20 protein-coding genes are annotated in these 26,750 nt (G+C 57.1%); 9 read left to right on the top strand and 11 right to left on the bottom strand.

Annotated elements, in window-relative coordinates; translation table 11 throughout:
* Window positions 1-357 precede the first annotated feature (357 nt).
* Window positions 358-1,023 (top strand): protein-L-isoaspartate(D-aspartate) O-methyltransferase, encoded by a 666-nt coding sequence (locus M4951_RS03015; RefSeq protein WP_262025009.1) that lies wholly within the window; start codon window positions 358-360, stop codon window positions 1,021-1,023.
* A gap of 187 nt (window positions 1,024-1,210) precedes the next feature.
* On the top strand, window positions 1,211-1,954 hold the full coding sequence (locus M4951_RS03010) for an SDR family oxidoreductase (protein WP_262025008.1): 744 nt from the start codon (window positions 1,211-1,213) through the stop codon (window positions 1,952-1,954).
* A gap of 82 nt (window positions 1,955-2,036) precedes the next feature.
* Here M4951_RS03010 and M4951_RS03005 read toward each other — a convergent pair whose 3' ends face one another.
* Together M4951_RS03005 and M4951_RS03000 are read right to left on the bottom strand one after the other, a co-directional pair.
* Entirely contained in the window at window positions 2,037-2,465 is a 429-nt protein-coding gene (locus tag M4951_RS03005) for a carboxypeptidase-like regulatory domain-containing protein (protein WP_262025007.1), read from the bottom strand.
* Window positions 2,466-2,537: 72 nt separating this feature from the next.
* Complete coding sequence (locus tag M4951_RS03000) at window positions 2,538-3,488, bottom strand: DUF1559 domain-containing protein (protein ID WP_262025006.1); 951 nt, start codon at window positions 3,486-3,488, stop codon at window positions 2,538-2,540.
* Window positions 3,489-3,693: 205 nt separating this feature from the next.
* Here M4951_RS03000 and M4951_RS02995 point away from each other — a divergent pair, with 205 nt between their 5' ends.
* On the top strand, window positions 3,694-3,996 hold the full coding sequence (locus M4951_RS02995) for a hypothetical protein (protein WP_262025005.1): 303 nt from the start codon (window positions 3,694-3,696) through the stop codon (window positions 3,994-3,996).
* A 142-nt stretch (window positions 3,997-4,138) separates the two neighbouring features.
* Here the strand turns inward: M4951_RS02995 and M4951_RS02990 are convergent, their stop codons facing one another.
* The 4 genes from M4951_RS02990 to M4951_RS02975 form a co-directional block, all read right to left on the bottom strand.
* Entirely contained in the window at window positions 4,139-5,602 is a 1,464-nt protein-coding gene (locus tag M4951_RS02990; protein WP_262025004.1) for a glutamate synthase subunit beta, read from the bottom strand.
* Window positions 5,595-10,202, bottom strand: a complete 4,608-nt coding sequence (gltB, locus tag M4951_RS02985; RefSeq protein WP_262025003.1) for a glutamate synthase large subunit — start codon at window positions 10,200-10,202, stop codon at window positions 5,595-5,597. Before gltB ends, M4951_RS02990 begins: the two co-directional genes overlap by 8 nt.
* A 131-nt stretch (window positions 10,203-10,333) precedes the next feature.
* Window positions 10,334-11,350: a LysR family transcriptional regulator gene (locus M4951_RS02980; protein ID WP_262025002.1), complete on the bottom strand. Its 1,017-nt coding sequence runs from the start codon at window positions 11,348-11,350 to the stop codon at window positions 10,334-10,336.
* A 387-nt stretch (window positions 11,351-11,737) separates the two neighbouring features.
* Window positions 11,738-13,018 carry a peptidylprolyl isomerase gene (locus M4951_RS02975; RefSeq protein WP_262025001.1) on the bottom strand — a complete coding sequence of 427 codons (1,281 nt, stop codon included), beginning with the start codon at window positions 13,016-13,018 and terminating at the stop codon, window positions 11,738-11,740.
* A 164-nt stretch (window positions 13,019-13,182) separates the two neighbouring features.
* Here M4951_RS02975 and M4951_RS02970 point away from each other — a divergent pair, with 164 nt between their 5' ends.
* From M4951_RS02970 to M4951_RS02945, 6 genes are all read left to right on the top strand, one after another.
* Window positions 13,183-13,521: an ArsR/SmtB family transcription factor gene (locus M4951_RS02970; protein ID WP_262025000.1), complete on the top strand. Its 339-nt coding sequence runs from the start codon at window positions 13,183-13,185 to the stop codon at window positions 13,519-13,521.
* The gene (locus M4951_RS02965) at window positions 13,518-15,734 is read left to right on the top strand and encodes a heavy metal translocating P-type ATPase (protein ID WP_262024999.1); all 2,217 of its coding nucleotides are present in this window, start codon (window positions 13,518-13,520) and stop codon (window positions 15,732-15,734) included. Before M4951_RS02970 ends, M4951_RS02965 begins: the two co-directional genes overlap by 4 nt.
* 45 nt (window positions 15,735-15,779) lie before the next feature.
* Entirely contained in the window at window positions 15,780-16,214 is a 435-nt protein-coding gene (locus tag M4951_RS02960; RefSeq protein WP_262024998.1) for a Fur family transcriptional regulator, read from the top strand.
* 2,240 nt (window positions 16,215-18,454) lie between these two features.
* On the top strand, window positions 18,455-19,642 hold the full coding sequence (locus M4951_RS02955) for a phosphoglycerate kinase (RefSeq protein ID WP_262024997.1): 1,188 nt from the start codon (window positions 18,455-18,457) through the stop codon (window positions 19,640-19,642).
* Window positions 19,643-20,212: 570 nt separating this feature from the next.
* The gene (locus M4951_RS02950) at window positions 20,213-20,500 is read left to right on the top strand and encodes a DUF4212 domain-containing protein (RefSeq protein ID WP_262024996.1); all 288 of its coding nucleotides are present in this window, start codon (window positions 20,213-20,215) and stop codon (window positions 20,498-20,500) included.
* A gap of 8 nt (window positions 20,501-20,508) precedes the next feature.
* The gene (locus tag M4951_RS02945) at window positions 20,509-22,377 is read left to right on the top strand and encodes a sodium:solute symporter family protein (RefSeq protein WP_262024995.1); all 1,869 of its coding nucleotides are present in this window, start codon (window positions 20,509-20,511) and stop codon (window positions 22,375-22,377) included.
* Between the two features lie 177 nt (window positions 22,378-22,554).
* Here M4951_RS02945 and M4951_RS02940 read toward each other — a convergent pair whose 3' ends face one another.
* From M4951_RS02940 to pstB, 5 genes are all read right to left on the bottom strand, one after another.
* Complete coding sequence (locus tag M4951_RS02940) at window positions 22,555-22,797, bottom strand: hypothetical protein (RefSeq protein ID WP_040351631.1); 243 nt, start codon at window positions 22,795-22,797, stop codon at window positions 22,555-22,557.
* A 399-nt stretch (window positions 22,798-23,196) separates the two neighbouring features.
* The gene (locus M4951_RS02935) at window positions 23,197-23,910 is read right to left on the bottom strand and encodes a response regulator transcription factor (RefSeq protein WP_262024994.1); all 714 of its coding nucleotides are present in this window, start codon (window positions 23,908-23,910) and stop codon (window positions 23,197-23,199) included.
* Between the two features lie 66 nt (window positions 23,911-23,976).
* Window positions 23,977-24,645 (bottom strand): phosphate signaling complex protein PhoU, encoded by a 669-nt coding sequence (gene phoU, locus M4951_RS02930; protein WP_262024993.1) that lies wholly within the window; start codon window positions 24,643-24,645, stop codon window positions 23,977-23,979.
* Between the two features lie 52 nt (window positions 24,646-24,697).
* The gene (locus M4951_RS02925) at window positions 24,698-25,879 is read right to left on the bottom strand and encodes a hypothetical protein (protein WP_262024992.1); all 1,182 of its coding nucleotides are present in this window, start codon (window positions 25,877-25,879) and stop codon (window positions 24,698-24,700) included.
* Window positions 25,880-25,937: 58 nt separating this feature from the next.
* Window positions 25,938-26,747 (bottom strand): phosphate ABC transporter ATP-binding protein PstB, encoded by an 810-nt coding sequence (pstB, locus tag M4951_RS02920; protein WP_410050427.1) that lies wholly within the window; start codon window positions 26,745-26,747, stop codon window positions 25,938-25,940.
* Window positions 26,748-26,750 lie beyond the last annotated feature (3 nt).

The following is a 26,750-nucleotide window of genomic DNA, read 5'->3' as shown; positions in this document are numbered from 1 at the left end:
CCTCGGAAGACGTGCAAAAATTCGTGTAGGTGTCAGCCAACGATTATGCGGATTGACGACCGCGCCACAAGTAGCGTGCAGAAGACCGCCAACGCCCAGAGAGGGACGCTGAAAATCTGAGGGGGAGCCGCAAATCGGCATAAGGGCAGCAACACCGACCTGCACTGCTCCCCCTCAGCAGCAGGCAAAAAGAAAGGTTCCGCAAGGGAACGTGCATTAAGACGCTGCGCGATGCGTATTCGTTTCCTATCTCTCGAAAATATTCTCAATAACTTTTCGCGATTACTCTTGGTCGCCCCCTCCCATTTTCCTTTCCTCCCAACCAGCCATAAACTTAATTCCAAAGGGAGATGTAAAATGTCGCAGGCGTTCTCGCCGCAACAAGAAGCGAACTTCGCCCAACTGCGGGCCGAAATGGCCAAACAGCAGCTTTGCCCGCGGGGTATCCATGATCGAGCCGTCTTGGCCGCGATGCGTCGCGTCCCGCGTCATCAGTTTGTCCCTGGCCTCTCGCAGCATTTGGCCTATGAGGATAATGCGATCCCGCTCTCCGCGGGACAAACCATCTCGCAGCCTTATATTGTTGCGCTGATGACGCAGTTGGCGCACGTCGACGAAAAGTCGCGCGTGCTCGACCTGGGCGCCGGTTCGGGCTATCAATCGGCGGTGCTAGCCGAGATCGGCGCCGAGGTCTACGCGATGGAGATCTTGCGCGAACTCGCCGACTCTGCGGCCGAACGTCTGCGCACACTTGGCTATCGCAACGTTCATCTGAAACAAGGAGATGGCTATGCTGGTTGGCCGAGCGCCGCTCCCTTTGATGCGATTCTCATCGCCGCCGCTTCCCCCCAGGTTCCTCCACCGCTGCTCGACCAGCTTGCCATCGGGGGAAGACTGGTCATGCCGCTGGGCGATGCTCCTCAGATCTTGCAATGCATTCGCAAAGTAGGAAGCGACCAGTTCGAGCACGAAAAAATCGCCCCCGTACAATTTGTGCCGATGACCGGCCGCGTTCGCCGGTAACCCCGAATGGAAAGCGACGGTCAGATTGTGAAACGGGGAAAAATGCAAAACAGTTGATACGAAAAGTTTTTTCCCTCCGTGCGAAACTATCCCCCTTGGTCGGCATCGTAGAAGACAGACAGGCGGGAAAATCTACGGAACACGACCGACGCCCAGCGCGTCGCCTTTCATTACAAGGAACCGTCCAATGAGTTTCGACGTAAACGGCAAAGTTGCTTTGGTCACCGGCGCCAACCGCGGAATTGGCAAAACAATCGTAGAATCGCTCCTCTCACACGGCGCCAAAAAGGTGTACGCCGCGGTTCGCGATCTGAAGTCGGCCGATCCGCTGGTCGCCCAATATGGCGATCGCGTCATCCCGGTCGAAGTCGATCTGCAAAAGCCGGCGACCATCACCGCCGCGGCCCAAACGGCGAGCGACGTAGAACTGGTGGTCAACAACGCCGGCGTCTACAAGTCGCAGACTCCGCTTTCTCCCGAAGCGGCTGACGCGCTGCAGTTTGAGTTCGATGTTAACGTCTATGGACTATTGCGAGTCGCCCAAGCCTTTGCCCCGGTGCTGAAGAAAAATGGAGGGGGCGCCTTCGTCCAACTCAACTCGGTCGTCTCGATCAAGACCTTCCTCAGCGCGGCGACCTACTCCGCATCGAAGGCCGCTTCCTACTCGATCACCCAGGCGCTGCGCGAAGAACTGGGCGCCCAAGGAACCGCCGTCGTCAGCGTCCATCCTGGCCCGATCGCGACCGACATGGCCGACGCCGCCGGTATGAGCGAAGGCGCCGAACCGCCGACGGTGGTCAGCGAAGGCATCATCCACGCGCTGAAGAAGGGCGAGTTCCACGTCTTCCCCGACTCGATGGCCAAACAATTTGGCGGCGGCTACGAAAGCTACGCCAAGAACTTTATCGAAGCCAACCTGGCCGAAGCGTAAGCCAAGGCCCCTAAGTCAATCCTCCGCAAAAGGACGCCTTTTCCCTCAGGCGTCCTTTTTTTGTGCCTGCTTCACTGCCGAGCTACTTCTTCGCTAACGTGATCTCAACATTGCTGTCGCCCGACTTAGGGACGCTGACCGTCAGCGGAGTCGTCTTCAACTCCACATAGTGAACCGGAACCAAACTGACGAGCCTGGCGTAAGGATTTTTCTCGGCGTCGTGATCGGCGTATTTCATCACGGTCACCTTATGATCGCCAGGCATGACGCCATCGCCTGGATCGAGCGTCGTCAGCTCAAACCTTCCTTCGGCATTGGTCGTTCCGGAAGCGGGTCGACCTTGTTCTGGAATAAACGAAACGGTCGCGTCGGCCAGCGGCGCACCATCCAACGTCACTCGACCGCTGACCGGCACCAATCCAAGCGGATTTCCTCGGCCGCAACCAATCGCCGCAATCAGTAGGATCGCCGGCGCTAGGCATCGACTCACCCAACTTACAAGACGAGACATAGACACAGTCCTCTTCCGCAGTCGCAGAGAAAAAAAGATGATAGCTAACGGTTCGTCCAAAATGGCTACGGTTTAGAATTCGGTGAGCGGCTGACCGTCGCGGCGATCCCCCAATCGCTGATAGTTCACCATGTCGATCGTCTCACTCACAAAGTGAACCGAACCGTCGCAAAAGACGAAGTTGCATCCGCCGGGATGAATCGACTTAAAACCTTGCGAAGCGCCCCATTGATTGACATGTTGATTGCAGCCTGTCCCTGAACCGGGCGTCCCTTCGCAGGTATTAAAATTGATCGCGATCCCAGTGCCGGTGTAGAGACTGTTTGCAGCCAACCAACCGCGGCGGACATGGTTTGAACATTTCGGCCGAACTTCTCCGAGTGCGATCGTATTTGATAGGCCATCCGTAATGTCTTTGAACGCCGCCGCCACGGCCCGGTGACCAATCACGCCTGACAGTTTCGCCAGGTTGCCAAAGTCTTCATCATTGCGCACGTCGGGGCCCGTTCCAAAAAAATTATTGTGGGTGCCGCAAGGTGAATTATTTTGACTGCCCATGCTGGCCGAGTAGTTAGCCACCGCCCGCTTTTGGGTCGCCGGATAACCTTGGCTGCCGGTCCAAGTGCCGTCATGGTCATCGCTAGGACAGATGAAATCTCGGATCACAACCTGGTACAGCGGATCGCCATTGGCGGTCGTGCTGAGATCGACATCAGACTTATCAAGTCGATCGTAGACATTCGTCTGCTCGACAAAGGGTAACAACCGAACCAACCAACTGCCATGATTGCCTGTGCCTTGCCAAACTGCGGTGACCTGTCCCGTGCCAATCGGCAAGCGTTTGTTGACGTCGTGGTAGTTATGCAGCGCAAGTCCCAATTGCTTCAAATTGTTGGTGCAACTCATCCGCCGCGCCGCTTCGCGCGCTTGCTGCACAGCCGGTAGTAACAAAGCGATCAAGACGCCGATGATCGCAATGACCACCAGCAGTTCAACCAGCGTAAAACCTGTTCGGTTTTTCATGGGGAGACGCCTCTATTCGTGAGGAGAAGAGATGGAAAAGAAAAGGATTCGCGCTTAACGCGAGAGCTTGGCCGCAACCAAATTTATAATCTTGAAAAGAAAAAAATCCCGACCACACAGGATTGTATAAAATGAATCCGCAGAATCAAACACTATTTGCGGCAGATTTATACCGCTCAAATAACATGGCGTTTGAGGATTTTCTATGGCTCGACGCAACTCGATTGCGGCCCCAAAGTCCAGTGATCTATCTTCCTCGTTGCTGAAAGCGTTTGCCGATCGCTTCGCGTTGGTCGCCGAATCAGGTGAGGAGAACAGCGGCTTGGCAAGAGTGAGATTTCCGATGGAGGCGCTGCGCACCTTATCGCTGGAATTGGTCGGTCTGATCGTGAATAATTGCCAACCGGTTATGTCGATATCGAGCGACGCCAAAGAGAAGACCGCCGCCGGTCAGCTGATGAAGAAGCAGCAAGCAGATCAACATTTGGCCAATGCTGCAGGAGAATAGCCGGCCCCCACCGCGCAGCAAAAAGGGAAGCCCTTGATCAGAGCTTCCCTTTTTTATTGCCAATCATGGCAAGCGTAGCGCACCGTAGCCGTTTGGCTATTGCCGGCTTCCGACCCGTGCGCGAGTCGGTCGCCATGCTTTGTTACGGAAGTTCCGTCTTCCCCATCAGGTAGCGATCACATTCGCGGGCGGCGCCGCGACCTTCGTTGATCGCCCAGACGATCAGGCTTTGACCGCGGCGACAGTCGCCGGCGGCGAAGACGCCGTCAATGCTGGTTGCGAAACGGCCGTACTCGGCTTTGAAATTCGACCGTTGGTCGGTTTCCATGCCCAGCTTTTCGACCAACGTTTCTTCAGGGCCAAGGAAGCCCATCGCCAACAGAATCAGATCGGCCTTCCATTCTTTTTCGCTGCCGGGAACTTCCTGCATGTTCCAGCGGCCGTTCTCGTTTTTCCACTCGACGTTGACCGTACGGATGCCGGTCAAGTTGCCCTTGCCGTCGCCGAGAAACTCTTTGCTGAGAACACAGTACGTGCGCGGGTCTTGCCCGAACTTCGCTTCCGCTTCCTGGTGACCGTAGTCAACGCGGAAGATCCGCGCCCATTGCGGCCAAGGATTCTCCGGCGCTCGTTCGGCAGGCGGCTGCGGCAACAGTTCGAAGTTGACGACGCTTTTGCAACCATGTCGAATCGACGTGCCGAGACAGTCGGTGCCGGTGTCGCCGCCGCCGATGACGATCACATCTTTCCCCTCGGCCGAGATGTAATTGCCATCTTTCAATTCCGAGTCGAGCAGGCTCTTCGTGTTCGCCTTCAAAAACTGCATGGCGAAATAGGCGCCGTTCAAATCGCGCCCCGGAATCGGCAGATCACGCGGCTTGGTCGCGCCGACGGCCAACACGACGGCGTCGTTATCTTTGCGGAGATCGGCCATTTCGACGTTGACGCCGATATGAGCGTTGGTGACGAACTCGATCCCCTCGGCCTTCATCAAGTTGACGCGTCGCTCGACGACTCGTTCTTTTTCGAGCTTCATGTTCGGAATTCCGTACATGAGCAACCCGCCGATACGATCGTCACGCTCGTAGACGGTGACCTGATGGCCCGCTTTGTTCAACTGATCGGCGGCGGCCATACCGGCCGGACCAGATCCGATGACGGCGACCTTTTTGCCGGTTCGTTTGGTCGGCGGTTTCGGGGTGATCCACCCTTCTTCCCAACCACGATCGACAATCGCCGCTTCAATGTTCTTGATCGCGACCGGCGGATTGGTGATGCCGAGCACGCAAGCGTTTTCGCAAGGCGCGGGACAGACGCGACCGGTGAACTCGGGGAAGTTGTTGGTCTTGTGGAGACGATCGAGCGCCTCGCGCCAACGTCCCTTGTAGACCAGGTCGTTCCACTCAGGAATCAGGTTATCAACAGGGCAACCGGTTGCGCTTTGGCAAAACGGCACTCCGCAGTCCATGCAACGAGCGCCCTGCGTTTTCAGGTGTTGCTCGTCAACATGAATTTGAAATTCATCGTAATCGTGGACGCGAAGCAGCGGGTCCCGGTAAGGGACCACTTCGCGTTTGTATTCCATAAATCCGGTGGGCTTACCCATGGCTTTCCGCTCCGCTCAGTTGGACGTCTTCTTCTTCTTCATGCTGCATGCGTTCCATGAGCACCCGTTTGTAGTCAATCGGCATCACTTTCACGAAGCGATCGATCATATTGTCCCAGTCGCTCAGGATCTGCTCGGCGACGAGCGAACCGGTATAGCGCTGGTGCAACTGAATGAGCGTACGCACTTCGGTCATATCTTGTTGGTTTTCGAGCCGTTCCAGCTCCACCATGCCGAGGTTGCAATTCTTCAGTAATTTCTCTTCCACATCCCAGATGTAGGCGATGCCTCCAGACATGCCTGCCGCAAAGTTGCGACCGGTGTTGCCCAAGCAGACCAATCGCCCGCCGGTCATGTACTCGCAACCATGATCGCCGACTCCTTCGACCACCGCTTGGGCGCCGCTATTGCGAACGCAAAACCGCTCGGCGGCGCGTCCCCGGAAGAAGGCCTGACCCGCAGTGGCGCCATACAAGCAAACGTTGCCGACAATCATATTCTCTTCCGCTTGGAAGGAGCTGACCTTCGGCGGATAGATCATGATGCGTCCTCCGGAGAGACCTTTGCCAACGTAGTCGTTCGCGTCTCCTTCCAGCTCGAGCGTCACGCCGCGAGCCAAAAATGCTCCGAAGCTTTGCCCGGCCGAACCGGTGAAGTCGATATGAATCGAATCGTCAGGCAAGCCGTTTTCGCCATGACGTTTCGCGATTTCATGGCTCAGCGTAGCGCCGACGGCACGATTGATGTTAATGATCTTGGAAGCAAAGCGGATCGGATTTCGCGATTCGATCGACGGCATCGCCTTGGCGATCAACTCGTTATCGAGCGCAAACTGCAGCCCGTGATCCTGCTTCATCGTGTTGAAGATCTCGACTTTGTCGTGCGGTTTGGAAGGGGGCGAAAGAAGCGGCGTCAAATCGATGCCGTCGCTCTTCCAGTGTTGGATTGCGGCGTCGGTTTCCAACAGATCGACGCGGCCGATCAGTTCGTTCAACGTTCGCACGCCCAGGCTCGCCATCACTTCCCGCGCATCTTCGGCGACCATGAACAAGTAGTTGACCACATGCTCCGGCTTGCCGCTGAACTTCTTGCGCAGCTCCGGATCTTGCGTCGCGATCCCGACCGGGCAAGTGTTGAGGTGACACTTCCGCATCATGATGCAACCAAGCGTGATCAGCGGCGCCGTGGCGAAACCAAACTCTTCGGCGCCCAGGATTGCGGCGATCACCACGTCGCGGCCGGTCTTCAAACCGCCGTCGGTTTGCAGGATGACGCGGCTCCGCAGGTCGTTCATCACCAACGTCTGGTGCGCTTCGGCGATGCCCAGCTCCCACGGCAGACCGGCATGCTTGATGCTGGTCAACGGCGAGGCCCCGGTTCCGCCGGTGTCGCCGGAGATCAAAATATGATCCGCTTTCGCTTTCGCCACGCCGGCGGCGACCGTACCCACGCCGACTTCGGAGACCAGCTTGACGCTGATGCGAGCCGACGGGTTGGCGTTCTTCAGGTCGTGAATCAACTGCGACAAGTCTTCGATCGAATAAATGTCGTGATGCGGCGGAGGACTGATCAGGCCGACGCCCGGCGTCGAGTGCCGGATGCGCGCGATGTTTTCGTCCACCTTCTTGCCTGGCAATTCGCCACCTTCGCCCGGCTTGGCGCCTTGCGAAATTTTGATTTGCAGCTCATCGGCGTTGGTCAGGTAGTTGATCGTGACGCCAAACCGTCCTGACGCGATCTGCTTGATCGCCGAACGCTTTGAGTCGCCGTTGGCCATCGGCGTGAAGCGCGCGATATCTTCGCCCCCTTCACCGGTGTTGCTCTTGCCGCCCAAGCGATTCATCGCGATCGCCAACGACTCGTGCGATTCGGCCGAGATCGAGCCAAAGCTCATCGCGCCGGTGCAGAACCGTTTGACGATATTGGCCGCCGATTCGACTTCGTCCAAGGGAACGGGAGTCGGGTTATCCATGAACTTCAGCAGTCCGCGGAAGGCGCACCGATTTCGTGAATCTTCGTTGATCGTGCGGGCAAATTCTTTGTAGGCGTCGGCACTGTTGGTGCGTGCGGCGACTTGAATGCTGGCGATCGCCTGGGGGCTCCACGCATGGCGCTCCCCTTCGGCTCGCCAATGGAACTCGCCCTGGTTCGGCAGGACCGGCAGTTGGCCTTCGCTTCGTTCGGGATAACCCAAACGATGACGGCGGATGTGCTCTTCGGCCAACACGCCGAAGTCGACTCCCTGCACGCGACTGGCCGTGCCGGCGAAGCAACGATCAATCACTTCGGTTTGCAGACCCAGCGCTTCAAAGATCTGGGCGCCCTTGTAGGACTGGAGCGTGGAGATCCCCATCTTACCCATGACTTTGAGAATGCCTTTGGCGACCGCTTTGCGATAAGCGGAGACAATCTGATCGTCGTCGGCGAATTCTTCGTCGCACAGTCCGTCTTCGCGAGCTTGCCAGAGCGATTCAAATCCCAGATAAGGATTGATCGCATCGGCGCCGTATCCGACCAGCAAGCAGAAGTGATGCACTTCGCGGGCTTCGCCGGTTTCCAGCACAATACCGATGCGAGTTCGCTTGGCCGTATTCACCAGGCGATGGTGCACCGCTCCGGTCGCCAACAGCGTGCTGACCGGAACGCGATCGGCCGACAGGCCGCGGTCCGACAAGACGATCAGCGAAAAGCCGTCGTCAATCGCTTGCTCGGCTTCGTCGCAAATGCGATCGAGCGCCGAAGTCAGACCCGCTTTTCCTTCGGCCAGCGGGAAGGTGATGTCGATCGTCTTCGACTTCCAACCACGCGTATCGATATGCTTGAGCGCCGCGAGTTCTTCGTTGGTCAAAATCGGATGCGGAACGAGCAATCGATGCGCGTGTTCCGGCGTCGTTTCCAGTAAGTTCGCTTCGGGGCCGATGTAACACTCCAGCGACATCACGACTTCTTCGCGAATCGAGTCGACCGCCGGGTTAGTGACCTGGGCGAACAGCTGCTTGAAATAGTCATACAGCATCCGCGGCTTATCGCTGAGACAAGCGAGCGCCGAGTCGTTCCCCATCGAGCCGACCGGGTCGCGCTTTTGATGGATCATCGGCAGCAGCATGAACTGCATCGTTTCGCTGGTGTAGCCAAAGGCCTGCATCCGCTCGAGCAACGTCTCTGGATTAAATCCGTGCGGCTCGTTTTTGGGGCTTAGTTCGGCCAGTTCGATCCGCTGCTCGCGCAGCCACTTCGCGTAGGGACGCTGCTTGGCGAAAGAGTCTTTCAACTCTTTGTCAGGAATCAGGCGCCCTTCTTCAAAGTCGATCAGGAACATGCGCCCCGGTTGGAGACGTCCCTTCTCTTTAACGATCGCCGGATCGACCGGCAACACGCCGACTTCGCTGGCCATGATGACGCGATCATCGTTGGTCAGATAGTAGCGGCTGGGACGCAGACCATTGCGATCCAACACGGCGCCGATGTAGTGACCATCGGTAAAGACGATCGACGCTGGTCCGTCCCATGGCTCCATCAAGCAGCTATGGTATTCGTAGAAGGCGCGTTTCTCTTCCGACATCGTCTCGTGCTTTTGCCAAGCTTCGGGCACCATCATCATGACCGATTCTTGCAGCGATCGGCCCGACATCTGGAGGAACTCGAGCACGTTGTCAAACGAACCCGAGTCCGAGCAGTCAGGCTCCACAACGGGGAACAACTTGTCGATGTCGTCGCCAAAAATCTCGCTGGCGACAACGCCCTGGCGAGCGGCCATCCAGTTTTTGTTGCCGCGGAGCGTGTTGATTTCGCCGTTATGCGACATGAAGCGGCACGGCTGAGCGCGATCCCACGAGGGGAACGTGTTGGTGCTGAACCGCGAGTGAACCATCGCCAGGTGCGTGGTGAAATCTTCGTCCGATAGGTCGGGATAGTACGGCACCAACTGCGCCGGAGTGAGCATCCCTTTGTAGATGATCACTTTGGTCGACAAGCTGCAGATGTAGAACATCTTGGCTTGCGGCAGATTATCGTTGGCCCGCAGTTGACTGGCCCGCTTACGAATGGTGTAAACGCGACGCTCGAAGTCTTCCTGATCCGCCACATCGTCGCCGGCGGCGATGATCAGCATTTCCATGGCCGGTTCGCAGGCCAGCGCGGTTGGACCGATGTCGGCCTTCTTCGAATCGGTCGGCACAGGGCGCCAGCCGACCAGCTTTTGGCCACCTTCGACGATGTACTTCTCGACGGCCGATTTGCAGAAAGTGCGTGACGCTTCCTCCTGCGGCAAAAAGACGACGCCAGCCGCGTACTGACCAGCCGCCGGCAATTCGGCGCCGAGATCGCTTTTGGCGACCTTGGTCAGAAACTCGTGCGGCAGCGCAGTCATCATGCCGGCCCCGTCGCCGGTGTTCGGCTCACAGCCGCACGCACCGCGATGGTCCATGTTGATGAGAATCGTTTCGGCGTCGAGAACCATCTGATGCGAGCGTTGGCCCTTGACGTGGGCGACAAACCCAACGCCGCAGTTCTCGTGCTCGAAAGCGGGGTCATACAAGCCTTGTTTGCCCGGACGCTCAGTGCGACCTTGCTGACGCGGCGAATCACTCGCAAAAGCCATGCCTACAACCTTCGTTTGAAAACTCAATCTACTTCGTGTTCGTTTAAGCGCCATCCTTGGCCCCAGGCGCCATGTCGGTAGAGACCCCGACCGCGAAAGATTCGCAGACCGAGTCCATCCCGCTCGGCAACCTACGCGCGACTCGAAACTCCGTGTTCGATATCGCTTTCCACCGCGGAATCTTCCGCAGCGGAATAGTCTTCCGATTCGGCGAAGAGGGGAGCCGTTTCGGAAGCGACTTGAGCCGCTTTCGCCGCTTCGCTTAACTCCGCTTTATCGTGCAGCAGTTGGATAAAGCGTCGGGCTGTTTTGCCTAACTCTTTTCCCTGTCGCGTGATAATGCCGAGCGGACGCACAAGCGGACGACCTTCCAGTTCGACGCAGACAAGCGTGCCTGATTGAACTTCGCGGACGACCGTTGACGTCGGCAGCAAGCTGATACCGGCGTTTATTTCAATGGCGCGTTTGATGGTTTCGATGTTATCGAACTCCATCACGACGTGCGCTTCTGCGCCGTGCGCCGATAAGGCGCGATCCATTTCGCGACGGATCTGCAATTCAGAATCAAAGCCGACAAAATCGAGCCCGTCCAACTCATCGAGCCAAACCGACGAACGACCCGCCAGTTCGTGCTGCGGAGAGCAAACCAACGCCATCGGTTCTTCGCGCCAAGCGACCGCTTTGATCGCCTTCGTATTCCGAGGGTAACTGACCAGACCAAAGTCGACCTGATCCGACGCCACCATTCGTACGACCGTCTGCGGATGTTGGTATTGCAGCCGCACGTTCGCTTTTGGATGCTTCGAGAGGAACTCTTGCACGCAATCGTTCATATGGCTGAGCCCGACCGAATAGATCGAAGCCACCGCGACACGTCCTCCCACTTCCTCATGGAAAGTGCGAATGTCCTCTTCTAACGCATAGTACCGCCGCACGATTTGTCGGCAGCCGTGATAGTACATCTCCCCTTCCGGAGTCGGCACCAAGGGGCGCTTCGACCGGTCGATAAGCTTCACTCCCAGACGCTCTTCCAGTTGGTGAACCACCTGACTTGCGCCTGACTGCGAGATGCCGTTTTCGTCTGCCGCCCGCGAAAAACTACGCTGCCCAACGACGTCGCAAAACACTTTGAGCGATTTGACGTGCATGGCAAAAGTTCGACCGGGACGGATATGGCAATCAGTATTTTTAAAATGAATACTGTGGCAGATGCAGAATTAAAAACAGACATACGAACCTATTCGTCGCGCGAAGTAGCGTCAAGCGTGCTGATTGACAATTTCGGCAACAATATGACCACTACGCGCATAAATCGATCGCAAACTCTGAAATCACAATGGGTTAGACCATGTCAAAAAATGCCCAATTTCAGCTCAAAGCACGCTGAAAAGATACAAATGAAACCGCCATGAGATCGATTCAGGGCAACCGTTTTGGCGCACGAAATGGAAAATATGCCCGAAAAATGCAAAAAAAGGCCGCAACAGGGTTCTGTTACGGCCACTTTTCGTCATGCTAGCAAATTTTAAGGGAAACTACTTCACCATTGTCGGCTTATAGTCGTGCCCTCGATCGCGTATCACTTCGGCCTTGATGATCTTGTCCGGCGTCGCCGCGTCGAGCGCCTCGGGATCGCGACGCTGAATATCGGTCAACACGTCCATCCCTTCGATCACGCGGCCAAACGCCGTATGCTTGCCATCGAGCCCCGGCGTCGGCCGGAACGTGAGAAAGAATTGCGACCCTCCGGTATCTCGTCCAGCGTGCGCCATGCTCAGCGTACCGCTAAAGTGACGGCGAAAATTTGGCTTATAGCATTCACAGAAAATGTTGTAGCCGGGACCGCCGGTGCCATCTCCCTTGGGATCGCCCCCTTGGGCCATAAAGTTTTCTAGCACGCGATGAAACGAGAGCCCGTTGTAGAAGCCTTTCTTCACTAGGGAGATGAAATTGGCGACCGTTTGCGGCGCTTCGTTCTCATAAAGCTCTACTACGATATCGCCCTTTTCGGTCGTCAGACGAACGCGCGGCAGGTCATCCGCTTCCGCTTCTTGGGCGCGAATCTCTTGCTCTTTCTTCCAGTAGTCGCGATAGACCGTCGCAGCTCGCGCTTCGCCCAGGGCTTCTTCACTAGGAGCAAAATCTTTGTCGCCAGTCGTCTTCTTAAGCTCCGCCGCCTTTTCCAGCACTTCGACCGCTTCGTCAAACCGATCGGCGCCAAATGCAGAGCGAATCGTCATCGAATAAATCGGGCCATTCTCAATCCCATTGTCGATCAGCGAGCGACCGATTCGATACGCTTCGTCGTTCTTATCTTTCTTTTGCGCGTCATGACCGCTCAAGATCATGAAGTTGATCGCATCGTTATTCACGCCGGGCGCTTCTTCAAACGCCGCGACTGCAGACTGCTTGATCTCGGCCATCATCTTTTCGCCTTGATCGAGGGTCTCGTCATACTCTTTATGAATCGCGACCAACTCATCTTCATCGGCTAGGCGATAGTCTTCCTGCAGGCCGCGCAGCTTGGCCAACAGCGTCTTCCACTCACCAAACTTTTTGACAAACGCAGCCGACTTTTCGCCCGGCACAGGCGCCGGCTTCGCTTCTTCGGCCTCTTCTTCTTTGGCCGGCATCTCTGCTGCAGGCTTGGTTTCGACAGTTGGGGCCACCTTTTCTTCCGCCGCTTTTTCGGCGGCCGTGGGGGGGGCGATCGGCGCTTCCGCTTCGTCGGCATGTGTCGCCGGCAGCCAACTGATCGCCATCAGCGCTAGGATCAAGCTCCCCAACCACATGCTCCGCTTCAACTTCCGCAACATCGGATATCCTCTCGTTTCTTCGTGAACGCTTCGAGTGCAAGTAATCCCTCAGCTTATCAAAACGTAGCGAATGTGCGAATCGTTCGTTCCCGGGGTTTGACCTGGGCCGTTTTCGTTCCATAATTCACTTAAACAGTTCATGAATTGTTGAATTATGGCGGCGCATGGCAACCCTCCCCAACGAAAATATCGCGGAAGATACCGAGGACTTGGTCCAGGATGATCAGGCGCGCATCAGCGCCGCGTCCCTCTTTCATGCGTTGGGAGATCCGGCTCGGCTGCATCTGGCCGCATTATTAATTCATCGTGAATTGTGCGTTTCGCAATTGGCCGAGCTGGTCAACGACAGTTTGCCAGCCGTTTCGCAGCGTCTAAAGCGGTTGAAGCAAGAGCGGATCGTTCGCGCTCGCCGCGAAGGGAAACACGTCTATTATCAACTGGATGACGACCATATCGCCGCTTTGGTGATCAACGCGCTGGCGCACGCCGAGGAATCCTCATGAGCACGCAGCAAATCCCCGACGTCGCGCTCCAACGGGTCAGCCTGCATGTCCCCGAACTCGACTGCGCCGAAGAAGTGCGCCAACTGCGCGTCGGCCTCGAGCCGGTCGCCGGGATCGAGCAACTCGACTTTGACGTCCTCAGCGGACGAATGGACGTCGCCTATGACGATCGCCATTTAACCTACGAGCAACTGGTCGACGCCGTCGTCAACTTGGGGATGACCGCCAAGCCGTTTCGCAAAGGGGGACAAAGCGACGTTCAACAAGCGAGCCTGACGCGCGGCAAAGAGATCGCCACGGCGGTGGCGGCCCTCTTTATCATCGCCGGATTTGTCATGCATGCGGTCACCGCAGGCAGCTTATTGGCGGCGTTGGAAGGAGAACTATTTCCTGCCGAAGCGATTCCCTTTACCTCTTACATCGTCGCCGCGCTCTATCTGCTCGGCGCAATCAGCGGCGCTTGGTATGTCGCTCCCAAGGCGCTGATGTCGGCGCGACACTTTCGCGCCGATATGAACGTCTTGATGTGCGTTGCGATTCTCGGCGCATGTCTGCTGACCGACTTTTTTGAAGCGGCGATGGTCGCGTTTCTGTTTTCGCTCTCGCTACTGCTGGAACAATGGAGCATCGCCCGAGCGCGGCGCTCGATTTCGGACCTGATGACGCAAACGCCGCCGACGGCGCATGTCCGCTGTTGCAGCGACGACTGGAAAGAGAAACCGCTCGCCGAAATCAACGTCGGACAAATCTGCCTGGTGAAACCGGGCGAACGAGCGCCGTTGGACGGCGTGATCACTTCCGGTTCGCCGGCAATCAATCAAGCGCCGGTCACCGGCGAATCGATCCCTGTCGAAAAGAACGTCGGCGACGAAATCTACGCCGGCACGATCAACGGCGGCTCGTCGTTTCAGTTTGAAGTGACGCACGCCGCCGGCGACACGATGCTCGATCGCATCGCCAAGATGATCGACGACGCGCACAAACAACGCGCTCCCAGCCAACAATGGGTCGAAAAATTCTCGGCTTACTACACGCCGTTGATGATGATCCTGGCCGCGGCGGTGATGATTTTGCCGACGCTGGTATTGGGCATGACCCAAGAGTTGACCTGGGCCCTGGCGACCGAATGGTTCTACAACGGCTTGATCTTGCTGGTGATCGCGTGTCCTTGCGCTTTGGTGATCGCGACGCCGGTCAGCATCATCTGCGGCTTGACCGCCGCGGCGCGCAACGGCGTGCTGATCAAAGGAGGCCTGGCGTTGGAAACCTTCGGCCGCGTCGACGTGTTGGCGATGGATAAGACCGGCACGATCACCACCGGCGTCCCTGCCGTGACGCAAGTCGCCGCCCAAAACGGCTACGACGAAAGTGAAGTGCTGCGAATCGCCGCTTCGCTCGAGCAACAAAGCAATCACCCCCTGGCGACGGCAATTGTTCAAGCAGCCAAAGAGCGCGGCCTGACGCTGGTCGAACCGAACGACTTTGTCGAGATCGCAGGCCGCGGCGCCAGCGGCGGCGTCGATGGCGCGCCGGCTTGGGTCGGCAGCCCTGCAATGGCGCGCGAGCGACTCAACGATCAGGAACCACTGCAAACCGCCGCGAGTTCCGTCGGAATTGGTTCGCTGGTCGTGGTCGGCAGAGAACAAGAGTTGCTCGGGCTGATCGTGCTCGGCGACCAAATTCGAGCCGGCGCCGCCGACGTGATCGCCCAACTGCACAAGCTGGGCGTGAAAGATGTCGCGGTGATCTCCGGCGACAACAACGCGGCGGTCCAACAAGTGGCCGCCGAGGTCGGCGTTGACAGTTGGCGCGGCGAGCAACTTCCGCAAGACAAGATCGCCGCGGTTCGTCAGCTGCGCGGCGTAGGGGTGATCGCGATGATCGGCGACGGCGTTAACGACGGGCCAGCGCTCGCGGCCGCCGATGTCGGCATCGCCATGGGGGCGATCGGCGCCGACGCCGCGATCGAAACGGCCGACATCGCGCTGATGTCCGACGAGATCAACAAGCTCCCCTGGCTGGTCGGCCTGGCGCGGCGGACTTTGCAGATGATTCAATTCAACATCGCGTTCGCGCTTTGCGTGAAGGCCATTTTTGTACTGCTGGCGATTTTCGGTATGACCAACCTGTGGCTGGCGATCATCGCCGACACCGGCGTCTCGCTGCTCGTGATCGCCAACAGTTTGCGGCTGCTCAAATCCAATCAAAAGTAAACATTCGACGATTATCCATTGAGAAGTATCAGAAGGACGACAACCGTGGCGAAGATCACCGAAATCACCATGAGCGAAGCTCGCGAGATGGTCCGCGGCGCAGGTCTGCGCGGAACATCGTGTCGCTTGAGCGTGCTGCAATATCTTTCGTCCGCCACCACGCCGCTGTCGCACGCCGAAGTCGCCGAAGAATTAGACGCGCACGGCTACGACAAATCGACGATCTATCGCAGCCTGGTCGAACTGGCCGAAGCGGGTCTCCTCTCTCGCTTCGACGTTGGCGACCATACCTGGCGATTTGAGTTTCGCCGCGGTGAATCACAAGACGAAGGGACCGAACACCCTCACTTTATGTGCGTCACCTGCGGCAAAGTGACCTGCATGGATGATGTCGACATCAAGCTGAAAGCGACCAATAAGAAGACCTACACTGACATCACCGAAGTGCTGCTCAAAGGACATTGCCGCGAGTGCGGGTAAGGGAAGAAAAGCGGAAACGGGAAAGCGGAAAGCGGAGAAGAGTTGGCAAGGTGCGTCTGGACGCACCTTTTTTGCTTTCGAAGGCGTACGACCGAGCGTCTTGCTTCTTAGCCCGCTACGCGAGTTTTGAGATTGCGCTATTTCGAACCAAGCAAACACTAGCCCGCCAGCGCAAGCGAGGGAATAGGGCGGGCGATCCTAACACGGTTTGAAGTATCCAGCCGCATTTCCCTCGCTGGCGCTGGCGGGCTAGTGTTGCGTCACGCGACAATTTTCGGGCGCCATGTTCTTATTAGCCGTAGTGCGTTAGCACCGGTTTCTGGTGGGAACTCATTTGCGAAAGACAATTAGTGACAGAAACCGCGGCTAACGCCGTGCGGCTGATTTCGTGGAAGCCGAAAATAGCGGTTTGACAGAACACTAGCCCGCTGCGCAAGCGAGGGAATAGGGTGGGCGATCCTAACACGGTTTGAAGTGGCCAGCCGCATTCCCTCGCTGGCGCTGGCGGGCTAGTGTTCCGTCACGCGACAATTTTCAGGCGCCATGATTTTATTAGCCGTAGTGCGTTAGCACCGGTTTCTGATGGGAACTCATTTGCGAAAGACAATTGGTAACAGAAACCGCGGCTAACGCCGTGCGGCTGATTTCGTGGAAGCCGAAAATAGCGGTTTGACAGAACACTAGCCCGTTGCGCAAGCGAGGGAATAGGGTGGGCGATCCTAACACGGTTTGAAGTGGCCAGCCGCATTCCCTCGCTGGCGCTGGCGGGCTAGTGTTCCGTAGGAGGCATCGAGCCGTGGTCGGACCTGACAGCGGTGGTTGCCGCGCCGTTTAAAATGGCGAAATGGCCTCGAACTGCTTACCAGGAACCAATGCCTCTTACGGCTGCGCCGCCCCGATAGCGGAGCTATCGCGGCCAACCGGGAAATTGCGCAACTTCAAAAGTCAGGCCTTGGCCTGACTTTTGACCGTCGCGTCGTCAGGCCAAGGCCTGACCTACACGCACTGACGCCGCTAAGCGATTGCTTCGGATCAATCAACCATAGCGGAAGCGGAGCCAGCGCGACGGCTAGGATCAACCGCGCCCGGGAATAGCGAACTGGCGAAGCCGACGACTCTGGCACGACAGGCTGCGTTGGCTCCCAATTCTCTCCCTCTTCATCCGGCGGAAGCGGCGGTTGCTGCGAGAGAGACATCAGAGTTCTGGGGTTCAACAAAGAACGGAAATTCTCGGTGCGCCTCCACTATATCGGCAGGTGAGAGGTTTATCCCAGATTGGGTAAGCTTTTTGAGATTTGAATTACGCACCGGCGCCCGAGCTCTTATCGCGTCTTCGTGAGAAGAGCATGCCTTCAAAGCGGTGACACCAAGTGATCGGCTGCTTCTGGTCTGGCATCAAGACTTGACAAAAATTCACTCTTTCGTTACTATCTTGTAACACATTTTGCAACGGCAAACATTACTGCGGGCGTGCCGCCAACACTTTCACTCTTCCTAAAAACAGCAGGGATGGAAGTTTGTTGCTGCGCGCTCGGCTCCCAATTCCTGGTCGCGTACCATGGCGACCTTGCGATCGCGCTGCGCGCAGTGGGAGAGATCTCTTGGTCGCTATCAGACCCGATGGTCCCCCCAGAAAAAACGACGTGGTGCGGTCCAGTCCAAGGAGAGGGTGAATGACTAATTTCTAAGAACGAATGTCTAATCAAGAATGACGAGCGATGTTGTTGGTCCTATCTTGATTAGACATTCCCATAGTGCAGTCCGGTCCAAGGTTTCAGTCCGAGAAAACAGCGGTCCAGTCCAAGGTTTCGATCCGAAAAAACAGCAGTCCGGTCCAGTCCAAGGTTTTGATCCGAAAAACCAGAGGGCCTGTCCTGTCCCAGGTTTCGACTCGAAAAAATGCGATGCGGTCCGGTCCTATCCGAAATGTCCTGCCGCATTCCATCGGCTTGCGCCTCTGGCTGGTGTTCGCTTGGTTCGAAAAGTCGCAACTTCAAAACGCACTCGGGCTATTGTGACGGTTGCCGCATTCCGTCGACAAGACGGATTCCGCAATCTCGGCAGGCGGGAAGTTTTTCCCGCATTAGGTGAGCTTTTTTCGTTGCCAGTTGCACGCAAACAGCGGCCGCTTTCCTCGCTTGGCGAGCGCGGGTAAAGTGGCGGTTTCGCGAGTGATAAATTGCGCAACTAGGGCGTTGATTCGCCCCCCAAGATTCCACCCCCGTTACGAGAGAAGCTCTATGGCCAAAAAATCAATCGCCGACGTCGACGTCGCTGGCAAAACCGTTCTGATGCGTGTCGACTTCAACGTTCCGTTGGATGACGCCGGTAAAGTGACCGACGCTCGCCGTGTGGAGATGGCGCTGCCGTCAATCAAGTCGGTTGTGGACCGCGGCGGACGCGTGATTTTGATGAGCCATCTAGGGCGCCCCGAACCGGGCGCCGATAACTCGAAGTACAGTCTGAAGCCGGCGGCTGAAGCATTGGCCGGACTGCTGGGCAAACCGGTCGCATTTGCAACCGATACGGTCGGCGCAGACGCTGTCGCCAAAGCGGGCGCACTGACCGATGGCGACGTGCTGGTGCTGGAAAACCTCCGCTTTGAAAAAGGGGAGAAGAAGGGGGACGCCGAGTTCGCCGGCAAGCTGGCCGCGCTGGCCGACATCTACTGCAACGACGCGTTCGGAACTTGCCACCGCACCGACGCTTCGATGGTCGCCGTGCCGAAAGCGATGGGAGACAAACCGAAAGTGGTCGGTTACCTGGTCGACAAAGAGATCAAGTATTTGACCGACGCGATCAAGAGCCCAGAGCGCCCGTTTGTGGCGATTCTGGGCGGCGCTAAAGTTTCGGACAAGATCATGGTGATCAAAAACCTGCTGGGGATCTGTGACAAGGTGCTGATCGGCGGCGCGATGGCCTACACCTTCTCGTTGGCCCAAGGAGGCAAAGTGGGGGGCAGCCTGGTCGAGAAGGACAAAGTGGATCTTGCCAAAGAGCTGATCGCCGCTGGCGGCGACAAGCTGGTGCTGCCGGTCGACACCCACTGCGGCGACGACTTTAAGAGCAGCTGCAATAAGGTGGTGGTCAAAGCGGGCGAGATTCCGGATGGCTTTGAAGGTTTGGACATCGGACCGGAGACTGCCAAGATTTACGCCGATCTGGTGAAGAACTCGAAAACCGTCGTCTGGAACGGCCCGATGGGCGTGTTCGAGATGCCGCCGTTTGACGAAGGGACCAAAGCGGTCGCGCAAGCGATCGCCGACAGCGATTCGATCAGCATCATCGGCGGCGGCGACAGCGCGGCGGCGGTGGCCCAACTCGGTTTCGCCGATCAGGTTTCGCACGTCTCGACCGGCGGCGGCGCGAGTCTGGCGATGCTGGAAGGTCAACAGTTTGCGGCGGTCGAATTGCTGGACGAGAAGTAAATCAGCGCAGCGGCACGAAAACGCGAAGCAGGACGCCTCCGATGGGGGCGTCCTTTTTTAACGGTCGTCCGCTACATCCATTACGACCGAAACGACTCGTCCCACAGAGCAGAAGCTGTAGCGGATGGAGAACCGTCGCCGCCTGGTCTTGGCACGCATGCTATCACGGCTGTAACGTCGCGCGATCTTTTTCGCGAAAAGCGAGTCGGTCCGTGTCGATACCATCTTCTGCCACGGACGGGTGAAGTTCGGACACGGATGGGCTAACGCTGACCACTACGGTTGGAGACGCAATGCCTATCGATATTCTCCATGCTTGGCTCGGAATTGCGTTCGTCGCAATCTGGGCGATCATTGGACAAGTGACGCTAGAACGGAGCTGAGTTGCTGCTAGAGACCAATCAGGTAAGGACGCTTATCCAACACTTTCCTTTGATTCTTTCTTGCAGCAACACTTCACCCCTTTTCGCCCGAAAACGGCCCCGCTACTTGACACAGGGCGGCTCTTCGATTCCCCTAGACGGCGCAAATTCAAAAAGTCTCTGAATTTCTTGTCGTTTAGGATTACGCATGTCAGCCCCCTCTGATGAACAACCTCCGGCCGCTGTTGCGCGCCCCAATATTGCTTACTGGCGCGCCAATCTGGTCGTCATTGTGATCATGATGATCATCTGGGCAGTCGTCTCTTTCGGCTGTTCGGTCTTCTTTGTCGAGCAGCTAAACGCCTGGCATATCGGCAGTCTGCCGGTGGGCTTCTGGTTTGGCCACCAAGGCGCGATGTACGTCTTTGTCGTGCTGGTCTTCGCTTACGCGTTGATCATGGATCAACTCGATAAGAAGTACGGGGTAAAGGAATAGGCCGCACTATGTATGACTTCCCCCCTCTGCTTGGCTTTGTCGAGCTGTCTGGCGCCGTCTGGACATACATCTTTGTCACGATCACGTTTTTCATCTATCTCTACATCGGCTGGAAAAGCCGTGTGAAAGAGACCAGCGAGTTTTATGTCGCCGGCGGCGGAGTGCCGGCGATCGCCAACGGCGCTGCGACGGCGGCCGACTGGATGAGTGCGGCGTCGTTCCTCTCAATGACCGGCCTGATCGCCGCCAGCGGCTATGACGGCACGGTCTATCTGCTGGGCTGGACCGGCGGTTACGTGCTGTTGGCGCTGCTGCTGGCTCCGTATTTACGCAAGTTTGGCCAATACACGGTGCCCGACTTTGTGGGCAAACGTTATTACAGCGAGACCGCTCGCGTCGTCGCGGCGTTGTGTGCGGTCTTCGTTTCGATCACCTACGTCGCCGGACAGATGCGCGGCGTCGGACTGGTCTTCTCGCACTTCCTGGCGGTGCAGGTCGAAGTGGGGGTCGTGATCGGCATGGTGATCGTCGCCTTCTTCGCCGTGCTGGGAGGAATGAAGGGAATTACCTGGACGCAGGTCGCCCAATTTTTCATCCTGATCGCGGCGTTTTTGATTCCCTCGATCGCGCTATCGAAGATGCTGACCGGACATTACGTTCCGCAGATCGGCTTTATGACCGGCGATATTCACGAGCGGGTCGATGCGCTGCACGCCGAGCTTGGTTTTGAGGCCTATACGAAGCCGTTCACCAATCGCTCGCAATTGAACGTCTTTCTCACGATGTTCGCGCTGATGACCGGCACCGCCGGCTTGCCGCACGTGATCGTCCGCTTTTATACGGTCGCCAACGTCCGGGCAGCTCGGTTTAGCGCCGGTTGGGCGCTGTTGTTTATCGCGCTGCTTTACACGGCGGCGCCGACGATGGCCCTGTTCGCTCGTTACAACCTGCTCAGCACGCTTAACGGCGCCAAGATCGTCAGCATTGACGAAGGCGAAAACGAAGACGGCGAAAAGACCGGCACGCAGATCTACCATTTGGCGGCGGTCGGTGAAGATGGAACCGAGACGCCGATCCACTGGATCAACTCTTGGCAAATCACCGACCTGATCGTCTTTGATGACAAAGACGGAGACGGCGTGATCTCGCTCCAGAAAGATGGGGACACCTTCGCCGAAGCGACCATCGACAAAGATATCCTGGTGCTGGCGACTCCTGAAGTCGCCGGCCTCCCAGGCTGGATCGTCGCGATTGTCGCGACCGGCGGTTTGGCGGCGGCGTTAAGTACGGCCGCTGGTCTGCTGTTGGTGATCTCCAGCTCGATGGCTCACGACTTGTATATCCACTTTGTCGACCCCCACGCGTCGGAAGCGAAGCGGTTGCTTGTCGGTCGCATCATGATTTTGGGGGCCATCGTCGTCGCTGGATACTTTGGGATCATCAAACCTGGTTTTATCGGCGAAGTCGTCGCTTTCGCATTCGGACTAGCCGCGGCGAGCTTCTTCCCGATCATCTTCCTGGGGATCTTTGATCGTCGGACGAATCGCGAAGGAGCGATCTGCGGCATGATCACCGGAATCGTCTTCACCGGCGGCTATATTTTGGCCTGTAAGGCGAACGTGATCCTGCCGTTCCTGTTCAGCGAGCCGCTGATCACGCCGATATTCGCCAATTGGACCGAAGGCGGAATCTCGCCCGAGTCGATTGGAGCCGTGGGCTGCATGCTGAACTTTGTGGTGACGTTGGTCGTCAGCCGGCTGACTCCGGCGCCGCCGGAAGAGATTCAGCAACTGGTCGACAACGTGCGAATCCCGCGAGGCTCGCACGCTCCCGAGGCTCACTTCGACGAAACCGACGCCGAAGCCGACAATCCGTAAGTCGATCGCTAGAAGCGCAAAAGGAAAGCCGCCTCGGGCAAAGTCCCGTGCGGCTTTTTTTATTTTGCAATGAGAACGTATCGAAGCTTGCACTAGCAACAAAAATAGCTGCGACACGGCCCTTCAGCGACAGTGCCGACGACAGAAAGCAAGCAGCAAACCAGTTGCAAACTGCCGTTAGGCGATCTGCAGCGGCTGGCTATCAAGGACCCGTGCAGTACGGAAGTTGTCAAGGCGTTCTTCCTCAACAAAGTAATACAGATTGTCATCAGGGCTATAGAGCCCTTTGACCGACGCGGCGCTGACATCGCTGCGTACTAGTTTGCGGCTTGAAACAGCCAGCTCGCAGAACTCTTCCGGCTCGATAAAGCGAGTCCGTAGTTCCTGGCGCAGCTCATCTCGTTTTTGGGCTAAGGTCATACCAGCCAATTTCCAAACTACCATGTCGAACTTCGTCCCTCCTGAAACCGTCGTGGCGAAGCGTAAAATCCGCGGCAGTGGAAATCCGTTTCACACACGCTGGCATCTTCGTTGACGCCAGAATCACCGCTGGTCGCTATCGGTATGATAGCAGAGCTAGCGGCGTCGTCCCTTCTTAGACTCGGGATCCAAAGAACCCTCGTCCGCGAAGCTGGGAAAGATCGCAGGAACTTATTGTCGCCAAGTTAAGACCCGACGCAACCTACCCATTTGGAGAACGACTATTCCACCCGGTTCAAGGAGACTCTTGAGAAAATTTAATACCTAGCGACCAACTTTTCATTAAGTCGAAACAACGCGAAAACTCTTTCTATATCGGCACTTACAGCGTATAACTTTCTACTCAAATGGGGCGACGCCCCAAACGGGCTCTCGAAACCGATACCCCACCCCCCGAATAGTCTCTATAAGATTTGCTTGTTCCGCCAGCTTTCGACGGATGGTTTTGATGTGAACATCGATCGCTCGAGACTGCGTCGAAGGTTCTCCTTCGTGCTCCGTTCGACTAGCGTCAAAGAGATCATGCCGGGAAAAGACATGGCCCGGCTTGGCCATCAGCGTCCAAAGTAAACGAAATTCCGTCGGCGTCGCGCCGATCGATACTCCCCGAAGTTCGGCCGTGTAGCGAGTTCGATCGAGTCGCAATCCATGCTGCTCAAGGATCACGTCATCCTGCCCTGCCTGGCGTGCCCGACTGAGAAGCGTCTTTAGTCCTTGCGCCAACAGGTCGAGCGCCAGCGTCTCCGCCAGCAGAGAATCGATCGACTGCGTCTCATCGTCGACACCGTCAGTTTGACCAACGCCCGGCGTCACCAGAAACGCCGGCAATTGCTCAGGCCGCATTCGACTGCTGATGCGGCGGCACATATCAAACGACTCTGGCGAATGATGGCCGACCAACACAATATCAGGCGAATGGGTGATCGCCTGCTCCAGACCATCCTCCGAATCGACAGCTGTTCGCACTTCGCAGCCCGATTGCCGCAAGTTATCAGCCAAGGCGGCGCTGAGCCTGCCTGGACGACCGATAATGAGCACAAGCCGGTTGTTCATCGTGAAGGCGTTGCGATGGAGTGACCAGAAGGAACGAAAATGTACAATCTGCCGCCAGCAGCGCTCTTAAGGCGCTCGGTCGCCGCCGCGGCGCACCAACTCACCCTCGACCAGGTAGACGACCGTTTCGGCGATGTTCGTCGCATGATCGGCGATCCGTTCGACGTGCCGCGAAATCGTCAGCATCTCCATCATCCAATCAAGATCATCAGGCCGCTGGCGAGCGCCGTTCTTAAACCAGTCGTACATACTGCGATGCAATTCATCGACCTTATCGTCGGCCGCGATGATCGCGCGTGCTTTGCTCGCGTCGCGATCCAGCAGCGCATCAAGACTTTGCCGCAGCATCTCGACCGAAGCTTCTTTCGACTGTTGCAACAGCGGCGGCAGATCAAAATGGGCGCCCGAATCGAGCAGACGCAGGACCCCTTGGCCGATGTCGTGCGCCTGATCGCCGATTCGCTCAAGTTCGTTGATCACGGTTTGCACCGTGATCACAAATCGCAGATCGGAGGCGACCGGTTGAAACAGCGCCACCAGGTGCAGCGACTCTTCCGCGATCGCCATTTGCATCGCGTCAACATCGTCGTCGCGATTGACCGCTTCCTGGGCAAGGTCACGATTTTGCTCTTCGGCGGCTCGAATCGCCAACATGACGTGATCTTCGACCATCGAGCCGAGCGTCAACAATTGGCGGCGAAGCTGGTCAATCTGCTTTTCAAAATGAACCGACATTGAATTTCAATCCTTGTTTGCGTTGCGATCGCAGGGAGCGTCAAGCTGGCCGTTAGCGAAAGTTCCGCATGTACGAATCAATCGTTTCAGCGTCGGGACTTTTGACGGTCATTCCCAGCGGTCCCGCTCCTATCTTCGTGACATGCTTGGCGAGATCCGAGTTGCCGGCGAATTCCTTCAGCTCGGCACAATCGGCTCGCAATACCCACAAGCGGCCATCGACAATCTTTGTCACGTAACCCGGCTGAGCGACTAGATAGGCTTCGATCACGCCGGCGTCGCGCGTTTTGAGCGTCTCGCGCTGCGGGCCGACCCCAATTTTCGTGACGTGGGCGGCCGGTTCTCCTTGCTCACGAAACTCTTTCCAGGCGTCTCCGTCGGCCGGAAAGACCCATACGCGGCCATCGGCGTCGACGGCGGCTTCAAAGCCTGGTTTTCCGTATTGATATGCGGCGATCGTTGCGGCGTCGTCCGATTTCAAAGTGACTCCCAGCGGCCCTACGCCTGGTCGAATCACCTGCTTGGCCGGCTCGCCTGCGGTGAGAAACTGGTCGGCGGCTTCGCTCCCCTCACGCAAAACCCAGACGCGTCCATCTTCGATCGCCGTAACAAACCCCGGCTTGGCGGCGAGATAGCCAAGAATCGTTTCCATTTCATCCGACTTCACTGTCATGCCTGACGGACCGACGCCGGGGCGAATGACTTGCTTCGCCGGTTCGCCGGCAGTCAAAAAGTTGGCCAGACTAGCGTTCGTCAGGCCAAACACCCACAAGCGGCCATCCTCTTCAAAGGTGACGTAGCCAGGCTTATCGAATGCGGCTTTGTCGGCCGATGTTTTCACCACTTCGCCTGTGGGAAGATAGTAGAGCCAATACCAATCGTTTTGCTTGGAATCGATTCCTGCTTTCGCTCGATAGCACGCGGTCACGCCGATGATGTCGCCATCTTGCAGATGTTCGACCACGATAATCGATCCGTAGCCGGGCTGGTTGATGTTTTGCAGGGCGACGGGATTGGCGTACGCTTTGGACTCGCCGGCGACTTGCGGAGCCGGCGCCGCGGCAGGCGCCTGCGGTAAGACATCCCACTTCTCGTACTTGCCGCTCAGGTAGCTCCAGAAGTCTTTGGCAAACTGCTGATGCTCCTCCGATCGACGTTCAGCGGCGGCGGCCGGAACGATCGATCCGAAAATCAAAGCGAGACAAACGAAGGCGCCAATGAATCGAGACATCATGTTCCCCTGAAATCGGTGCGTACGTAAATGGCGGTGATGGGAAATTGGATACGTTCCGTTAGCCGAAGCGGCCGGTGACGTAGGCGTTGGTTTCGGTCAGTTTGGGATTGGTGAAAATGTCGACGGTCGGACCGAACTCAACCAAACGCCCTAGATACATGAACGCGGTGTAGTCGCTGATCCGCGACGCTTGTTGCATGTTGTGCGTCACGATCAAGATCGAGTACTCGCCGCGCAGTTCGCGAATCAAGTCTTCGATCTTGCTGGTCGCGATCGGATCGAGCGCCGAGCATGGTTCGTCCAGCAACAGCACTTCCGGCTCGCTGGCGATCGCCCGCGCGATGCACAACCGCTGCTGCTGTCCGCCAGAGAGACTCAGCCCGCTCTCGTGCAGTCGATCTTTGACTTCGTCCCAGATCGCGGCGCCTTTGAGGCTATGTTCGCAAACCCCTTCCAGGACTCCCCGATTTCGCTCGCCGTCGATGCGCAGCGGGTAGACGACGTTTTCAAAAATGCTCATCGGAAAGGGATTCGGCTTTTGAAAAACCATTCCCATTCGCTTCCGCAGTTCGATCACATCGACGCCGGCGTCACAGATTGAATCGCCGTTGAGGACGATGTCTCCCTGGATGCGGACGGTATCGATCAAGTCGTTCATCCGGTTGACGCAACGCAACAGCGTCGACTTGCCGCAACCGGATGGTCCCACCAGCGCCGTCACTTGGCCCTTGGGAACCGGCATGTTGACATTGAACAGCGCTTGCTTCTCGCCATACCACAGGTTGAAGTTTTTGATCTCAAGCACGCAATCTTCGCGTTTCACCGAATCGTGAATAACCGAGTCGAACTCATGCCCTTGGGCGATCATTTC

This window comes from Blastopirellula sp. J2-11 (assembly GCF_024584705.1).
Taxonomy (GTDB): domain Bacteria; phylum Planctomycetota; class Planctomycetia; order Pirellulales; family Pirellulaceae; genus Blastopirellula.
Note: the sequence above shows the minus strand (reverse complement) of the source record. Positions and strands in the feature narration are given on the sequence as shown.

What these genes read in the sequence shown, in the direction of transcription:
- M4951_RS03015 (WP_262025009.1), top strand. Translation starts at nt 358, where the DNA reads ATGTCGCAGGCGTTCTCGCCGCAACAAGAAGCGAACTTCGCCCAACTG.
- M4951_RS03010 (WP_262025008.1), top strand. Translation starts at nt 1,211, where the DNA reads ATGAGTTTCGACGTAAACGGCAAAGTTGCTTTGGTCACCGGCGCCAAC.
- M4951_RS03005 (WP_262025007.1), bottom strand. Translation starts at nt 2,465, where the DNA reads ATGTCTCGTCTTGTAAGTTGGGTGAGTCGATGCCTAGCGCCGGCGATC.
- M4951_RS03000 (WP_262025006.1), bottom strand. Translation starts at nt 3,488, where the DNA reads ATGAAAAACCGAACAGGTTTTACGCTGGTTGAACTGCTGGTGGTCATT.
- M4951_RS02995 (WP_262025005.1), top strand. Translation starts at nt 3,694, where the DNA reads ATGGCTCGACGCAACTCGATTGCGGCCCCAAAGTCCAGTGATCTATCT.
- M4951_RS02990 (WP_262025004.1), bottom strand. Translation starts at nt 5,602, where the DNA reads ATGGGTAAGCCCACCGGATTTATGGAATACAAACGCGAAGTGGTCCCT.
- gltB (WP_262025003.1), bottom strand. Translation starts at nt 10,202, where the DNA reads ATGGCTTTTGCGAGTGATTCGCCGCGTCAGCAAGGTCGCACTGAGCGT.
- M4951_RS02980 (WP_262025002.1), bottom strand. Translation starts at nt 11,350, where the DNA reads ATGCACGTCAAATCGCTCAAAGTGTTTTGCGACGTCGTTGGGCAGCGT.
- M4951_RS02975 (WP_262025001.1), bottom strand. Translation starts at nt 13,018, where the DNA reads ATGTTGCGGAAGTTGAAGCGGAGCATGTGGTTGGGGAGCTTGATCCTA.
- M4951_RS02970 (WP_262025000.1), top strand. Translation starts at nt 13,183, where the DNA reads ATGGCAACCCTCCCCAACGAAAATATCGCGGAAGATACCGAGGACTTG.
- M4951_RS02965 (WP_262024999.1), top strand. Translation starts at nt 13,518, where the DNA reads ATGAGCACGCAGCAAATCCCCGACGTCGCGCTCCAACGGGTCAGCCTG.
- M4951_RS02955 (WP_262024997.1), top strand. Translation starts at nt 18,455, where the DNA reads ATGGCCAAAAAATCAATCGCCGACGTCGACGTCGCTGGCAAAACCGTT.
- M4951_RS02950 (WP_262024996.1), top strand. Translation starts at nt 20,213, where the DNA reads ATGTCAGCCCCCTCTGATGAACAACCTCCGGCCGCTGTTGCGCGCCCC.
- M4951_RS02945 (WP_262024995.1), top strand. Translation starts at nt 20,509, where the DNA reads ATGTATGACTTCCCCCCTCTGCTTGGCTTTGTCGAGCTGTCTGGCGCC.
- M4951_RS02940 (WP_040351631.1), bottom strand. Translation starts at nt 22,797, where the DNA reads ATGACCTTAGCCCAAAAACGAGATGAGCTGCGCCAGGAACTACGGACT.
- M4951_RS02935 (WP_262024994.1), bottom strand. Translation starts at nt 23,910, where the DNA reads ATGAACAACCGGCTTGTGCTCATTATCGGTCGTCCAGGCAGGCTCAGC.
- phoU (WP_262024993.1), bottom strand. Translation starts at nt 24,645, where the DNA reads ATGTCGGTTCATTTTGAAAAGCAGATTGACCAGCTTCGCCGCCAATTG.
- M4951_RS02925 (WP_262024992.1), bottom strand. Translation starts at nt 25,879, where the DNA reads ATGATGTCTCGATTCATTGGCGCCTTCGTTTGTCTCGCTTTGATTTTC.
- pstB (WP_410050427.1), bottom strand. Translation starts at nt 26,747, where the DNA reads ATGATCGCCCAAGGGCATGAGTTCGACTCGGTTATTCACGATTCGGTG.